Annotated in this window: 11 protein-coding genes; 9 read left to right on the forward strand and 2 right to left on the reverse strand. The window is 35.5% G+C overall.

Translation table 11 applies throughout. The features are described from left to right. The first annotated feature begins 51 nt into the window (after nucleotides 1-51). From Q0992_RS15815 to Q0992_RS15855, 9 genes are all read left to right on the forward strand, one after another. Nucleotides 52-1,851: a glycoside hydrolase family 15 protein gene (locus Q0992_RS15815; RefSeq protein WP_299526684.1), complete on the forward strand. Its 1,800-nt coding sequence runs from the start codon at nucleotides 52-54 to the stop codon at nucleotides 1,849-1,851. Between the two features lie 135 nt (nucleotides 1,852-1,986). Continuing rightward, a complete protein-coding gene (locus Q0992_RS15820) occupies nucleotides 1,987-3,927 on the forward strand; it encodes an alpha-1,4-glucan--maltose-1-phosphate maltosyltransferase (RefSeq protein ID WP_299526686.1) in 1,941 nt (646 codons plus the stop codon). 2 nt (nucleotides 3,928-3,929) lie between these two features. Beyond that, the gene (locus Q0992_RS15825) at nucleotides 3,930-5,561 is read left to right on the forward strand and encodes a trehalose synthase (RefSeq protein WP_299526689.1); all 1,632 of its coding nucleotides are present in this window, start codon (nucleotides 3,930-3,932) and stop codon (nucleotides 5,559-5,561) included. 4 nt (nucleotides 5,562-5,565) lie between these two features. Then, nucleotides 5,566-7,476, forward strand: coding sequence for a 1,4-alpha-glucan branching protein GlgB (glgB, locus tag Q0992_RS15830; protein ID WP_299526692.1), 1,911 nt, complete (start codon nucleotides 5,566-5,568; stop codon nucleotides 7,474-7,476). Between the two features lie 148 nt (nucleotides 7,477-7,624). Further along, nucleotides 7,625-10,024: a glycoside hydrolase family 31 protein gene (locus tag Q0992_RS15835; protein WP_299526694.1), complete on the forward strand. Its 2,400-nt coding sequence runs from the start codon at nucleotides 7,625-7,627 to the stop codon at nucleotides 10,022-10,024. A gap of 92 nt (nucleotides 10,025-10,116) precedes the next feature. After that, a complete protein-coding gene (locus Q0992_RS15840) occupies nucleotides 10,117-10,950 on the forward strand; it encodes a M48 family metallopeptidase (protein WP_299526697.1) in 834 nt (277 codons plus the stop codon). Nucleotides 10,951-11,018: 68 nt separating this feature from the next. Beyond that, on the forward strand, nucleotides 11,019-12,314 hold the full coding sequence (locus tag Q0992_RS15845) for an MFS transporter (RefSeq protein WP_299526700.1): 1,296 nt from the start codon (nucleotides 11,019-11,021) through the stop codon (nucleotides 12,312-12,314). Between the two features lie 117 nt (nucleotides 12,315-12,431). Next, entirely contained in the window at nucleotides 12,432-13,025 is a 594-nt protein-coding gene (locus Q0992_RS15850; protein ID WP_299526703.1) for a DUF4136 domain-containing protein, read from the forward strand. Between the two features lie 274 nt (nucleotides 13,026-13,299). After that, a complete protein-coding gene (locus Q0992_RS15855; protein WP_299526706.1) occupies nucleotides 13,300-13,890 on the forward strand; it encodes a DUF4136 domain-containing protein in 591 nt (196 codons plus the stop codon). Between the two features lie 86 nt (nucleotides 13,891-13,976). On the opposite strand, the gene Q0992_RS15860 is transcribed toward Q0992_RS15855, so the two are convergent. Beyond that, the gene (locus Q0992_RS15860; RefSeq protein WP_299526709.1) at nucleotides 13,977-14,693 is read right to left on the reverse strand and encodes a head GIN domain-containing protein; all 717 of its coding nucleotides are present in this window, start codon (nucleotides 14,691-14,693) and stop codon (nucleotides 13,977-13,979) included. A 47-nt stretch (nucleotides 14,694-14,740) separates the two neighbouring features. After that, nucleotides 14,741-15,525, reverse strand: a 785-nt coding sequence (locus Q0992_RS15865) for a hypothetical protein (RefSeq protein ID WP_299526712.1), incomplete at its 5' end; no start/stop codon positions are given.

The raw sequence follows: 15,525 nt of genomic DNA on the forward strand, positions 1-15,525 counted from the left end.
TTCGTTAATTTAAGAAAATAAAAGCTTTTTGCTCTAAAAAGAAAGTGATATATGCAAAATTTAGATTATGGCATTATTGGCAACTGCAGAAGCGCGGCTCTGGTTTCCAAAACAGGGTCTGTGGATTGGTGCTGTTTACCGCAGTTTGATTCGCCATCGGTTTTTGGAAAGCTATTAGACAGCAATATCGGTGGGTCTTTTGGTTTTGAGGTAGATGATAGTTACCGTATTGATCAACACTACATTGAGAATACAGTTGTCTTGGTGACCAGATTTAGTAATGGACTGGATGCTTTTGAAATTAGGGATTTCATGCCGAGATATTACAAGGAAAATGGCACATATCATTCTCCGCCAGAGTTTATACGATACGTAAAACACTTGTCTGGAAAACCTACGCTAAAAGTTAATTACAATCCCAAGTTAGAATATGCCAAGGGTGAGACCAAAACCTATATTAAACAAGACTTCGTGGTAAGCTTAACCGACAATGAAGCTTATGATACCTTATTCCTATACACAGATGTTAATAAAGAAAAGCTCATTAATAGCGAAGAACTTGAGATTACATCAGATTATTTCTTTTTGGTAGGCTATCATGAAAAGTTATTTGTGCCTACGCTAAAAATGGCATTTTTAGAATATGAACGTACTAAAGTTTATTGGTTGAATTGGATGGAACGTACAACATCCTATAAACAGTACAGCTCATACATAGCCCGAAGTGCTATGACCTTAAAGCTGCTCAGTTATGACAAAACGGGAGCTATCCTAGCGGCTGCGACTACGTCCTTACCAGAAACCATACGTGAAGTGAGAAATTGGGATTACCGCTTTTGCTGGATTCGTGATGCTTCAATGGTGATTAAAGTTATGTCATCTTTAGGGCATAAAAATATAGCAAAGCGTTATTTGAAGTTTATTATCAATTTAATGCCAGACAAGGATGAGAAACTTCAAATTATGTATGGTATCAATGGTGAAAAAAAATTAACTGAAAAATTCTTGGAGCATTTATCAGGTTATGAAAATTCAAGTCCTGTAAGGATAGGAAATGCGGCCTATAAACAAAAACAGAATGATATTTACGGTATCTTAATGGACATGATTTATCAATTGCTATTGAATTTTAGTAATGACATTGAAGATGGAGAGGCCTTATGGAACATTACAAAGGGTATAGTTTGGGTAGTGAATAAACACTGGCAAGAACCTGATAAAGGGATTTGGGAATTTAGGTCGGAAGATCAACACTTTACCTTCTCAAAAGTATTATGCTGGACAGCTGTAGATAAGGCCATTAAAGTCGCTAAGTTGTTAGGGAAAACTTCAAAGTTAGCACGTTGGCAATTATTAGAAGAAGCCATAAGGGAGGATATTATGGTAAATGCTTGGAGTGATAAGGCTAAAGCTTTTACACAAGCCTATGACTCAGATGATTTAGATGCTTCTGTTCTTTTAATGGAGTCCTATGGCTTTATAGATGCCAAACATCCTAAATACGTTAGCACTGTTAAAGCTATTGGGCGGGATTTGTCCCATAATGGGTTGTTATATCGTTATAAAAACAAAGATGATTTTGGATTGCCTTCATCTTCATTTACTATATGTACGTTTTGGTATATCAATAGCTTGTACAAAATTGGAGAGGAAAAGAACGCGGTTCAGCACTTTGAAAAGCTTTTATCATATAGTAACCATTTAGGGCTGTTTAGTGAAGATTTGGATTTTGAAACGAAGCGATTATTAGGTAATTTTCCACAAGCCTATTCGCACCTTGCACTTATTGAAACAGCAATCAATCTTTCTAAGATCACAAAGAATGAAAAGGTGAAAGATGTATTGTCTTAAAAGCTAGTATACCCTAATAAATTATATTAGTCAACATTCAAACGTTATAGTGCTTACTCTATTCATAATGTCTTTTATATGTCAATAATGTATAGTACTTTCGTGGCATAAATAACAAAACAATCAACCAAAACTATGCATAACCAAAGGCGAGTAGTTATAGATGCAGTGAAACCTCAAATCAACTGCGGCGAGTTTTTCATAAAACGTATTGTAAATGAAATTGTTAATGTTGATGCCCATGTCATCGTAGATGGACATGATGTTATAGCTGCTTCAGTTTTATTTAAACACGAAAATGCCAAAAAATGGAGTGAGTCAAGAATGCACCTTGTTATTAATGATGAATGGAAAGCTTCATTTAGAGTAGAGAAACAAGGATTTTATAGCTATAAGGTTCAAGGTTGGGTCGATCATGCATTAAACTGGCAGCATGGTATAGAACGTAAAATTGATGATAATCAACATGTGAAATCTGAGCTATTGGAGGGTGTTTTGTATTTAAAGCCACTAATTAAAAAAGCAACAAAAGAAGAACAACAATATCTTAAGTACTGCATTGAAGCTTTTGGTGATGAATCTAAATACAATGAGGCTATTAAGGAAGCCGTTAGCTCTGAGCTTCATGATATATTTGTGAAATACCCTGAAAAGCATTTGGCCAATGAGTCCAAAGAGCTGCAGATTTATGTCGATAGAAAAAAGGCCTTATTCAGCACTTGGTACGAATTTTTTCCTAGGTCTTCATCAGAGGTGCCAGGAAAACATGGCACGTTTAAGGATTGTGAGCGCTTGCTACCTAGAATAGCAGAAATGGGATTCGACACCTTATATTTTCCGCCAATTCATCCCATTGGAGAAGTCAATAGAAAGGGTAGAAATAATACAACTGATGCCAAGCCAGACGATTCAGGATCAACTTGGGGAATAGGGTCTAAACATGGTGGACATAAAGATATTCATCCACAATTGGGAACTGTTAACGAGTTTAAGGCTCTAGTTCAGAAAGCTAAAGACCTTAATTTAGAAGTGGCTATGGACTATGCCTTGCAAGCTGCGCCAGACCATCCTTGGGTAACTGATCATCCAGATTGGTTTAAATGGCGACCAGACGGAACGGTTCAGTATGCGGAAAACCCTCCAAAAAAGTATCAGGATATTCTACCGATTTATTGGGAGGGCAAAGACTACAAAAATCTTTGGCAAGAGTGCTTAGATATCTTGCTCTACTGGATAGAAGAATGCGGTATTAACATATTTAGAGTCGATAATCCACATACTAAGCCTTATTATTTCTGGAATTGGGCAATTTCAGAAGTTAAAAAGAAGCATCCAGACGTTATATTTTTATCGGAAGCTTTTACAAAACCCAAAGTAATGCAGCAATTGGCCAAGCAAGGTTATACGCAATCCTATACGTATTTTACTTGGAGAAATTCAAAACACGAATTGACCGAGTACATAACAGAATTGACACAAACGGACCAGCGCGAATATATGCGTCCAAATTTCTGGCCAAATACCCCAGATATTAACCCATATCATTTACAGGCATCAAACGAGTCTAAATATATTCAAAGGTATGTGTTGGCGGCTACATTAAGTTCAAACATAGGTATTTATGGACCAGTATTTGAACAAATGCTTGACGAACCGATTCCTGGTAAAGAGGAATATTATATGTCTGAAAAGTTTGAGGTAAAGCACTACGATTGGTTTGTTCAAAATAAGTTGACGACTATAATTTCTAAGGTTAATCATATTCGTCATCAGCATGAAGCACTTCAGCAGACAAACAATATTAAATTCTGTCATATTGGAAACGACAATCTCATGGCCTATTACAAATGGAATGAGGCCAGAACCGATGAACTTTTAATCATTGTTAGTTTAGATCACTATTATGTGCAACAAGGCACAGTACAATTGCCATTAAATGATCTTGGTATACACCCTGGCCATCAAATTACTGTTAATGATTTAGTTACAGGCAGTAGTTACAATTGGTACAACGAATGGAATTTTATAGAGTTGCATCCTACACTACCTTTTCATATATTTAAAATCAATAAGTAAAAATGTCAAAGAAAAAATCCGAAACAGTCAATCTTAAAACACCGTACAATTTTGATGTACGTTGGGAAGAATTGATGGAAAATAAGGATTTTGTAAAGACTTTTTTATCCGATGTTTTAGAAGCGTATATCGTAAAGCAGCGCTGGTATGGTGGAAAGTCCAGTAAGCTCAAATACGTTGAATTGTCAGAATATTTTAGAATACAACAAAACGAAGAAGTCTATTATGGCTTAATCTTAGAGGTCAACTTCCAAGAGGCTTTTTATCAACATTACTTTATACCAATTGCCTTTGTATCGGATGAGAGTTTTGCGAAAGACGATAGGATTCTACCCATTAGTATTCAAAATCAGGAAGGTTACATTATTGACGCTATTAATTTGGAAGCATTCCGAAAAGTGGTTTTTGAGCGCATCCTAACAGCAGTGCCAAAAGACAATACGCGCGTACAATACCACAAAAGCACTATTTTTAAGGACTGTCATTACGAATCGTCTCGTTTTATGGGAATGGAGCAAAGTAACACGTCCATTGTATATAACGAAAAATACGTATTAAAGTTTTTCAGAAGGATTTATGCAGATCGTAATCCGGATTATGAAATGAGTCGTTTCCTATCTGAGACAAAGGACTTCAAAAACACACCTGCATATTTAGGAAGTGTTCAGATTAAGGACCATGAAAATGTCAACATAACTATTGGTTTGATGCAAGAGATGGTACCTAACGATGGTGATGCTTGGGAGTACATGTTGAAAGAATTGCATAAGGTGTTCTCTAATCTTGAGTATAAAAAAATAGATATAGAGAAGTTGCCCAGAACCGAACAGTTTTTAAGATTGAGTATAAGGGATATACCACCACAAATTATAGATTGGGCGGGTCTTAATGTGTTCAATAAAATCCAAAAACTGGCACAGCGAACAGCTGAGATGCATATTGCTCTTGGTTCTGAATTTGAGGATACGGCATTCACGCCAACACGCTTTAATGGTGACTACACGGTTTGGTTGAAAAATAGATTGCTCTATCAATTCCAAAATCGTCTCAATTCCGTTGAGAACAATCTTCACAAGCTAGATGGTTTGGCATTGGATTTGGCACAGGAATTTTTAGAACGGAAAAATGAAATTAGAAAGCGTTTCGTAGATTTCGACTGGACGAAACTCAAAGGTGAACGTCTTAGGGTACATGGTGACTATCATCTTGGTCAAATACTTGTTAAAGATGACGACTTTTATATTCTTGATTTCGAGGGAGAACCAGAAAGTACCATTAGGGATAGAAAAGTAAAACAACCACCATTAAAGGATGTGGCTGGTTTATTCCGGTCATTTCACTATGCTATTTACGCAACCATATTCAACAATGTAGATAAATACGTTTGTGAACAAGAACAACTCTTTACTGCCGGCGAAATACTTTATCAATATTTTATTGGCTTATTTTTAGGTACATATGTAGTTAGAATTCAAGATGCCAATATCAACATTGGCTATCAACAAGAACGTGTGTTTTTGTTGAAATATGCTATGCTGGAAAAAGCAGTATACGAGTTAGGTTATGAGCTTAACTCTCGCCCAAGATGGGCAGTAATTCCATTAAAAGGAATTTCAAATATTATCAACCACTAGATTTATGGCAGAAGTTATTGCACACAGTTTATTTACGGATTTTGATATTGATTTATTTAAGTCGGGAAAGCATTATCGCTTATACGAAAAATTTGGTTCTCACATTACAACAGTCAATGGTGTTGAAGGCACCTACTTTGCGGTTTGGGCGCCAAGCGCTAAGTCTGTTTCTGTGGTTGGTGATTTTAACTATTGGTTAGAAGGCGATCATAAATTAATGGTGAGATGGGATGAGAGTGGTATTTGGGAAGGCTTTATACCTGGGGTCGGCAAGGGCAGTCATTACAAGTATAAAATTCATAGTCATCATAATGATATAAAGACCGAAAAAGCAGATCCTTATGCTAGAAGATGTGAACATCCACCAAGTACTGCATCTATAGTTTGGGAAGATAGCTATAACTGGAAGGATAAGAAGTGGATGCAAAATCGTAAAGAGCACAATGCCATTAATGCTCCGTTTTCTGTTTACGAAGTTCATCTAGGATCGTGGAAAAAACAAGTTGAGGAAAATAGATTTTTGTCCTACAGTGAACTTGCGGATGATTTGGTGTCTTATGTAAAGGAAATGAATTTTACGCATGTGGAGCTAATGCCAGTTATGGAATATCCTTACGACCCATCTTGGGGCTATCAACTCACTGGCTATTATGCACCAACTTCGCGATTTGGATATCCTGAAGAGTTCAAATTATTAGTGGACAAATTACACCAAAATGATATTGGGATTATTTTAGATTGGGTGCCATCACACTTTCCTGAAGACGCTCACGGATTAGGGTTTTTCGACGGTTCAGCCTTATATGAGCATCCTGATAGACGAAAGGGTTACCATCCCGATTGGAAAAGTTTAATATTTAATTACGGCCGTAATGAAGTAAAATCATTCTTAATCAGTAATGCTATATTTTGGCTAGATCAATATCATGCTGATGGACTTAGGGTAGACGCCGTAGCATCAATGTTGTTTTTAGATTATAGTAGGGAAGACGGCGAATGGGAACCTAATATATTTGGTGGACGTGAGAATTTGGAAGCTATTTCATTTATGCGAGAAATGAATGAGGCTGTTTATAGTACATTTCCAGATGTGCAGACAATAGCTGAAGAATCGACATCTTTTCCAATGGTTTCTAAACCAACTTATTTAGGAGGACTTGGATTTGGCATGAAATGGATGATGGGTTGGATGCACGATATCTTACAATATTTTGCTAAAGAACCTGTATACAGAAGACACCATCAAAACGATTTAACGTTCAGCATGACCTATGCGTTTACCGAAAACTTTATGCTACCCTTAAGTCACGATGAGGTTGTTTACGGTAAGCAATCTATTTTAGGAAGAATGCCAGGCGACGAGTGGCAACGATTTGCCAATTTAAGATTACTTTATTCATACATGTTTACGCATCCTGGAACTAATCTATTATTTCAGGGTTCAGAATTTGGCCAGAGTGAAGAATGGAACTTTCAAGAGAGTTTAGACTGGCATTTATTGCAGTATAATCCGCATAAAGGTGTACAGACATTGATAAAGGACCTTAATGCATTGTATAGAAAAGAACCTGCGCTATATGAAAAGCAATTCTCAGCAGAAGGCTTCGAATGGATTGATTATAACGATGCTGGGAATTCGGTATTAGTATATATCCGTAAAGGGAATGATGCAGAAAATGATTTGATTGTAGCTTGTAATATGACACCTGTCCCTCGTGAGAACTATAAAATGGGAGTTCCTAGAAAAGGAAAGCTTAAAGAAGTATTTAATAGCGATTTAAAAAAATATTTTGGCTCAGGGCAGTATAAAAATAAGATGCAAACTTCAAAAGCAGAGCCTTGGCAGTTCAGGGATAATTCCGTTGAGATAAATATCCCACCATTGGGAATGGTTGTATTTAAGTATTCAAAATAAAGTTCTTAGCTTAACTCTAATTTAATTACATCTTCTACTAAATAATTTAACGAAATCGTTGTAGTTGACAATTCTGTATAAATAGGTCTCTATACACTTTCTTAAGTTCCATTTTTTCCGTTCTTTTACGTGATTTTTTCATGATACTATGATTGTAAATACTGAATTAGAACACAAAGGAAATCAGTTTCCTTCAAAAATTATTGGCTTTGAAAAAGATGTTGATAAGCTATATTTTACAACAAGTAATGACGTTATTCTTCAATTAACGGTTTTAAGAGATAGCTTACTTCGTTTTAGATACACTACAGTTGGTAATTTTGATAAAGATTTTTCTTATGCCATTACCAAATATGCAAGTATTGGCTATAATAAACTTGAAATAGAGGAAAAAGATGATTTGTACATTGTAACGACTTCTAAGTTGCGATGTGAAATCTCTAAGGAAAGTTTAAGAATTTCCATTTATGACGCTAAGGATAATATCTTAATCAATCAAGATGAAATAGGGTTTCACTGGGAGGAGAGTTATCAATTTGGTGGCAATATTGTAAAAATGAGTAAGGTGTCTAACGATGGCGAGAGCTATTATGGACTAGGCGATAAACCCAATCACCTCAATCTTAAGGGTAGGAGGTACGACAATTGGGTAATGGATTCATATGCTTATGGTAAGGATACAGACCCAATCTACAAAGCGATTCCTTTTTACACTGGTTTGCATCATGGGAAAGCCTATGGAATCTTTTTTGATAATTCATTTAAGACCTCTTTTGATTTTGCTCATGAGCGTAGAAATGTGACAAGTTTTTGGGCTCAAGGTGGCGAAATGAACTATTATTTCTTTTATGGACCAGAAATGACCGATGTTGTTGAGAGCTATACGGACTTAACTGGTAAACCACATCATTTACCGCCTATGTGGGCTTTAGGATTTCATCAATGCAAGTGGAGCTATTATCCAGAAAGCAAAGTTAAGGAGATTACTTCAACTTTTAGAGCGTTAAAAATACCGTGTGATGCTATTTATTTGGATATCGACTACATGGATGGTTTCCGTTGTTTTACTTGGAATAAAGAGTACTTCCCTGACCCCAAGCGTATGGTAAAAGAGCTAAAAGATGAAGGCTTTAAGACGGTGGCAATTATAGATCCAGGTATAAAAATTGATAAGAACTATTCTGTCTTTAAAGAGGGCTTGGAAAACGATTATTTCTGTAAACGTGCTGATGGTGCATACATGAAAGGGAAAGTTTGGCCTGGGGAATGCTATTTTCCAGATTTTACTAATCCCGAAGTAAGAGATTGGTGGTCAGGCTTATTTAAAGAGTTGATTGAAGAAATCGGTATTAAAGGAGTTTGGAACGATATGAATGAACCTGCTGTAATGGAAGTTCCGAATAAGACTTTTCCCGATGATGTGCGCCACGATTATGAAGGAAACCCTTGCAGTCATAGAAAAGCGCATAATATTTATGGTATGCAGATGGCTAGGGCAACTTATCAAGGTTTAAAAAAGTATTCTTACCCTAAACGACCATTTGTAATCACTAGAGCGGCTTATTCGGGTACCCAACGCTATACATCTACATGGACTGGAGATAACGTGGCCACATGGGAACATTTGTGGATTGCTAATATCCAAGCCCAACGTTTGTCTATGTCTGGTTTTGGTTTTGCAGGAAGCGATATAGGCGGATTTGCAGAACAGCCACAAGGGGAATTATTTGCACGATGGATACAGCTCGGGATTTTCCATCCATTTTTTAGAGTGCATTCCTCTGGCGATCATGGTGATCAAGAGCCTTGGACATTTGATGAAGATGTCACAGATATTGTAAGGAAATTTATAGAAATTAGATATCAACTATTACCATATTTATATACAGCGTTTTGGAATTATGCCGATCATGGCACACCATTATTAAAGTCCATGGTGTTGTATGATCAAGACGATGTGCAAACGCATTATAGAACAGACGAATTTATTTTTGGTGAGCAGATATTAGTATGTCCTGTTTTAGAGCCAAATGCTAAAGGGAGAAGAATGTATGTGCCTAGAGGCAATTGGTATAACTACTGGAATGATGAAGTCGTTAAAGGAGGAAAGGAAATGTGGGTAGAAGCCGATATAGATAGTATGCCTATTTTTGTTAAGGAAGGCGCCATAATTCCGAAATATCCGATTCAACAGTATGTCGGAGAAAAGACAATAAAGGAGATTACTTTAGAAGTATATTATAAAGAAGGCAAAGAAGAAAGCGAATTATTTAGCGATGCTAATGATGGGTTTGATTACAAAAAAGGACGTTATAGCTTAAGAAATTTTGCGCTTACTGGAAGACCAAACGAATTAATTATCAGTCAATTTAAAGAAGGTAGATATACATCAACATTCGATACTTTTAGGGTTAGAATTCATGGATTACCTTTTGAGATTTCCGAAGTTGAAATTGATAATAAAATAATAGATCATTTTAATTGCAAGGAAGGCAATATTAATACTTTAATTGTAGATAAGAATTTCTCTGAGTTGCATATCAAGTAAAATAATGGAGTCATAGTGACCTTATTTTAATTTTAGTGTCCTATAATTACGAATAGATTTTCGTACTTTTAATAAACTAATTATATTATTCAATGGCTATCAATTTAAAAAAAGCACTAGCATTTGTAGGAATAGTAGTTATTGCCATTTCTTGCGCCACAAATCCATTTACTGGTCAAAAGACAATAGCACTTGTATCTAATGATCAATTATTTCCTTCTTCATTTTCGCAATACAATCAAGTTCTAAGCGAGAGCAAAGTAATTACAGGAACTAAAGATTCAGAAATGATTACCCGAGTGGGTCAACGTATTGCTGTGGCAGCAGAGCGTTGGCTTAATGCCAATAATTTTCAAGGCTACTTGGAGGATTACAAATGGGAATATAAACTAATTGAATCAGATCAGGTGAATGCATGGTGTATGCCAGGTGGCAAGATTGCCTTTTATACAGGAATCCTGCCAATTGCGCAAAATGAAACAGGCATTGCGGCTATTATGGGACACGAAGTAGCGCATGCACTCGCAAATCATGGTCAACAGCGAATGAGTAAAGGTTTACTTCAACAAATTGGAGCTGCTGGTGTAGCTATTGGAACAAGTGGCCAGTCTGGTCAAGCACAGCAAGCATGGATGCAAGCTTATGGCGTAGGGACAAACCTCGGGATACTTGCATATAGTAGAAAACACGAAAATGAAGCTGATAAGATAGGTTTGTACTTGATGGCTATTGCTGGTTATAATCCAGATGAAGCAGCAGAATTATGGAAACGTATGAAGGCCAATAGTGGTGGACAAGCACCACCAGTATTTTTGAGTACACACCCAAGCAATGATTCAAGAATTGCTAATTTGTTGGAATTAGCACCAAAAGCTAAAGCTGAGGCCAAGAAGTTTGGTGTTACATCGTACCGACCAATAAATTAATATTAAGTTAAATAATAAATACCTATTTTAGGAGCTGCTCAATAAGGGCAGCCTTTTTTATTTTAATTATGGGTCAACTACAAAAAGGGAGTAAAAAACTTCTTAATGCTTGGGCATTCTACGACTGGGCAAATTCCGTTTATACATTAACAATAGCATCATCTATATTCCCAATTTTTTATTCGGCATTATTCGTTTCAGAAATCAAACGCGTTGTAGCTTTTGGCTACGAGTTTAAAAGTACTGCACTGATTACATTCGTAACAGCCTTTACTTTTTTGGTGGTAGCGGTTATTTCGCCAATATTATCTGGTATTGCGGATTATGTTGGCAACAAGAAGAATTTTATGAAGTTTTTCTGTTACGTGGGTGCAGCAGGCTGCATTGGTCTATATTGGTTTAGTCTCGACAGAATACACCTTAGTATGTTGTTCTATTTTATGGGGCTTATTGGCTATTGGGGAAGCCTAGTATTTTATAACTCCTATTTGCCAGATATAGCTTATGAGGAGCAACAAGATAGTGTTAGCGCAAAAGGGTTCGCCATGGGGTATATAGGAAGCGTAATTCTATTAATTGTTAATCTTGCCATGGTGATGAGCCAAGAGAATGGAGCGGATAAAATGCAAATGATGCGCTATTCTTTTGTAACGGTAGGTATATGGTGGGCTTTATTTAGCCAATACACATTCTATGTACTGCCTAAAGGTGTTTCATCAGGCCATAAAGTCACCAAATCGATTATTTTTAATGGGTTTAAGGAATTGAAAGGTGTATGGGGTCAACTCAAAGAAAATCTAAAGCTAAAACGCTATTTATATGCCTTTTTTGTTTTCAGTATGGCCGTACAAACTATTATGCTAGTTGCGGTTTACTTTGGAGAGGAAGAAATTGCTTGGGGAAGTGATGATGCTAAAACTACAGGGTTAATAGTAAGTATATTAGTCATTCAAGTTGTGGCTGTTGTAGGTGCAATTCTAACCTCTAAAGCTTCTTCAAAATTCGGAAATATAAAGACGCTAATTTTTGTGAATTTCATTTGGATGGTGCTGTGTTTCTATTCTTATTTTATGGAAACACCAATACAGTTTTACATTGCGGCTTCCTTAGTTGGTCTGGTTATGGGAGGGATCCAGTCATTAGCACGTTCTACCTATTCTAAGTTTTTACCTGAGACGGAAGATACTACCTCATATTTTAGTTTTTATGATGTAGCTGAGAAAATCGGTATTGTTATCGGAATGCTCATTTATGGTTTTATAGATCAGATTACGGGGAGCATGCGCAATTCTATTTTGTTTTTGTTCTTATTCTTCTTGGCAGGTATTATTTTGTTATACAGAGTGCCCAAAGAAGAATCTTAAAAAGGCTTAAAATAATTGATTCTTCTATACGGATATAAAAATCTATTAACATAACAATAATAGTATTCTACACTTCTGAAAATCAATTATGTAGTATTTTTATAGTAAACATAAGTTATGAATACTATCCCTAAATTCTTTCTATTTTTAGGACTGCTCATTTTTATAGGCTGTGCTTCTAGTATCAAATCGAAAACATACATCAAAGACGATTTCACAAACTTTAAGACTTTTGCTTATTTACCAAATACATCATTTAATATAGGTGAATTTAATGCTGAGGCAGATACGTCTATTGAGGAATCCTTAATTGCCACAATGAATCATAAAATGGTCGAAAAAGGTTTTTCTGTAGACACTAATAATCCAGATTTATTGGTGTTGCTAAGTACATCTAAAGAGATTAAAACTAATTTAGAGAATACAAATACTAGTTATGTACAGTCACCATCAAGTGGTCATATCATATCACCAGGTGGGCCAAATTATATTACTGAAATTTCTTCTGCATATAAGCGCTATTACAATAACAGTGAAGAAGTGTTATTTAATAAGCCTTACAAAAAAGGAACTTTAATTGTTCAGGTGTTTAGTACAGCCACTAAAGAATTAGCATGGGTTGGTATTGCAGAAGATTTTAAGGCTCACATTTCTGATCAAACCTTAATGAATAGAATGATTAATGAAATTTTTAAAGAGTTCCCTGTATGATTTATTAATTCAATATTTAAAATAAATAAAGGGGAAATCTTTTCTAATCAATCTTTTTCTTTTTAAAGACTGCCAATTGCAGGAACCATCTTTTAGCTGCCTTATCTCAGATTAACATAAAAATAACAGTTTTCTACAATCTTGATAATCAATTAAGTATTATCTTTAGAGGTGAGTGTATTTTTCACATATATAACCTTAAAGTTTTAGTATACTTTAACAGCATTAAAACTTTGTAAACAAATTAATTAAAACTCTTAATAACTAACAAGCTATGAAAACAATCTCAAAACTTTTTCCTTTTTTAGGACTGCTGATTTTAATGAGTTGTGCCTCTAATATTAAATCCAAGACATATACAAAAGACGATTTCACGAACTTTAAGACCTTTGCGTATTTGCCAAATACATCATTTAGTATGGATGAATTTAATGCTGAGACAGATGCATCTATTGAGGAGTCTCTCATTGCCACAATGAATGATAAAATGGTGGGGAAAGGACTTTCGGTAGATACTAATAATCCAGATTTATTGGTCTTGTTGAGCACATCTAACGAGATAAAAAGTAATTTGCAAAACCAGAAAAATAATTACGAAACACCAACGCAAGGCGGTAGTTCTGCAGGGAATAGCCCAAATTATGCTTCCGTAAGTTCTTCGGATTATAAGCGCTATTTTAGTAATAGTGAAGATGCGCTTTATAATAAACCTTATAAAAAAGGAACTTTAATTGTACAAGTGTTTAGTAAAGCTACTAAGGAACTGGTTTGGGTTGGTATAGCCGAGGATTTCAAAGCCCATATTTCTGACCAAACCTTAATGACCAGAATGATTAACGAAATATTTGAAGAGTTTCCTATTTAGAATTTTGTTAATAGGGCATTAATGAAAGAATAAAAAAGGACAAGCTAAACTGCTTGTCCTTTCATTTTTTTGATTGGCTTTGTGGTCTAGTTACTTACGCTTCCAGAACCAGAAACTTTTGTATCCTTATTTGTCGGATTTCCAGAATAATTCACATCGCCAGAGCCAGATATTCTTACTTTTAAATTTCCATTACAAACCACATCGGCTTCTCCAGAGCCAGAGATTTTTACTGTTACATTTACACTATTGAGGCTTTTACCTTCAAAATCACCAGAACCAGCAATACTAGTCATTAGGTTTTCTGTAGAGCCGCTTAATTCGATATCTCCAGAACCTGCAATTTTACTTTCTACAGAATTAGAATCCACCCTTAGGTTAATATCTCCCGAACCTGCGAGTGCTACTTCAAGGTCATCGGCTTTTATAGTACCTGAGTTGTCAATATCTCCCGAACCGGCAAGTGCTATGTAGTTAATAGACTCATAAGGTACGGTAACTACAATAGTTTTACTAGGTTTTAAATTAACCCCTTTTTTTGCCTTAACCACAAGTTTACCATCTTTAACCTCAGTAATAATATACTCCATAAGATTGGCATCTCCCTTAATGGTTATGTTACCTTCTTTACCTTCTACAAGCTTAAAGTCCATTGGCCCACCAGCTTTAAGCCCATCGTAATCTCCTGTAGTTCTGGTTATTGTTGTAATGTTGCCATCACCTTTCTTTTTCTTCCATTGCGCATAGGATGTAGATACGCACAATAAGAACGCTAGTACAGTAATTGATTTTAAAAATTTCATCGTTTTAATTGTTTGGTTTATTTATGTTCGTTTTGTGATTGTGATTTTTATTGTCGTTTAAAGCTTACGCTTCCGTGCTCTGAACTTATTTTTACGTTATTGCCAGAATCTTTAGTTCCATAATAGCCTTTATAGCGTTTGTCATGGCGATTTATTTCTTTATTGATAAAATTAAATCCTTCAGCATCTCTTAGTGAGCCAAATTCGAAATCAAGATCGAAATTAAAATTAAAGGCTGCATCATAACCAATGGAAACACCTGTAAATTCAGATTTGATAGCAATATTATTAGCTTTAGATGCTACTTTTGATATTTTTAAGGAACCATGACTTGTATCTAATCTTGCTTTTTGAAATAGATTACCAATTCTTGTAGTTAAATGTTCACTATTGCCTTCAATAGTATTTACATTATCTACTTTTAGAGAACCATGTGAACATCTATAATCGATGTTTTCGGCAACTTCAACCACTGATTTAGTATGACCTGCTCTTAATTTGAGGTTTTCAACTTTTGCGATAGTAAGTCCGCTATGAGTTGCATGGATTTCGGCTGAATTTATGTAATCGAAATAGTTATCACGTGTATGATTAAAATTGATATCGTTATTGCTAGATAACAATTCTTTGGTAGTAATCTTTCCGTGGTCACAACGAATTTTAGAGGATCCTTTTAGCTTGTCTAAGTTAATAGCACCAAACTTATTTCTAAGATCTACATTGTTGGTCATTGGCATTTTAATGACATAGTCAATTTCCATTTTCAGATTCATCTTTTTGCCCCAATTCCACCAGTTCTTTTTATTCTTATCGATTTTCGTAATGGCAGATA

It is taken from the genome of Winogradskyella sp. (assembly GCF_028289625.1).
In the GTDB taxonomy this organism is placed as follows: domain Bacteria; phylum Bacteroidota; class Bacteroidia; order Flavobacteriales; family Flavobacteriaceae; genus Winogradskyella.

What these genes read in the sequence shown, in the direction of transcription:
- Q0992_RS15815 (WP_299526684.1), top strand. Translation starts at nt 52, where the DNA reads ATGCAAAATTTAGATTATGGCATTATTGGCAACTGCAGAAGCGCGGCT.
- Q0992_RS15820 (WP_299526686.1), top strand. Translation starts at nt 1,987, where the DNA reads ATGCATAACCAAAGGCGAGTAGTTATAGATGCAGTGAAACCTCAAATC.
- Q0992_RS15825 (WP_299526689.1), top strand. Translation starts at nt 3,930, where the DNA reads ATGTCAAAGAAAAAATCCGAAACAGTCAATCTTAAAACACCGTACAAT.
- glgB (WP_299526692.1), top strand. Translation starts at nt 5,566, where the DNA reads ATGGCAGAAGTTATTGCACACAGTTTATTTACGGATTTTGATATTGAT.
- Q0992_RS15835 (WP_299526694.1), top strand. Translation starts at nt 7,625, where the DNA reads ATGATTGTAAATACTGAATTAGAACACAAAGGAAATCAGTTTCCTTCA.
- Q0992_RS15840 (WP_299526697.1), top strand. Translation starts at nt 10,117, where the DNA reads ATGGCTATCAATTTAAAAAAAGCACTAGCATTTGTAGGAATAGTAGTT.
- Q0992_RS15845 (WP_299526700.1), top strand. Translation starts at nt 11,019, where the DNA reads ATGGGTCAACTACAAAAAGGGAGTAAAAAACTTCTTAATGCTTGGGCA.
- Q0992_RS15850 (WP_299526703.1), top strand. Translation starts at nt 12,432, where the DNA reads ATGAATACTATCCCTAAATTCTTTCTATTTTTAGGACTGCTCATTTTT.
- Q0992_RS15855 (WP_299526706.1), top strand. Translation starts at nt 13,300, where the DNA reads ATGAAAACAATCTCAAAACTTTTTCCTTTTTTAGGACTGCTGATTTTA.
- Q0992_RS15860 (WP_299526709.1), bottom strand. Translation starts at nt 14,693, where the DNA reads ATGAAATTTTTAAAATCAATTACTGTACTAGCGTTCTTATTGTGCGTA.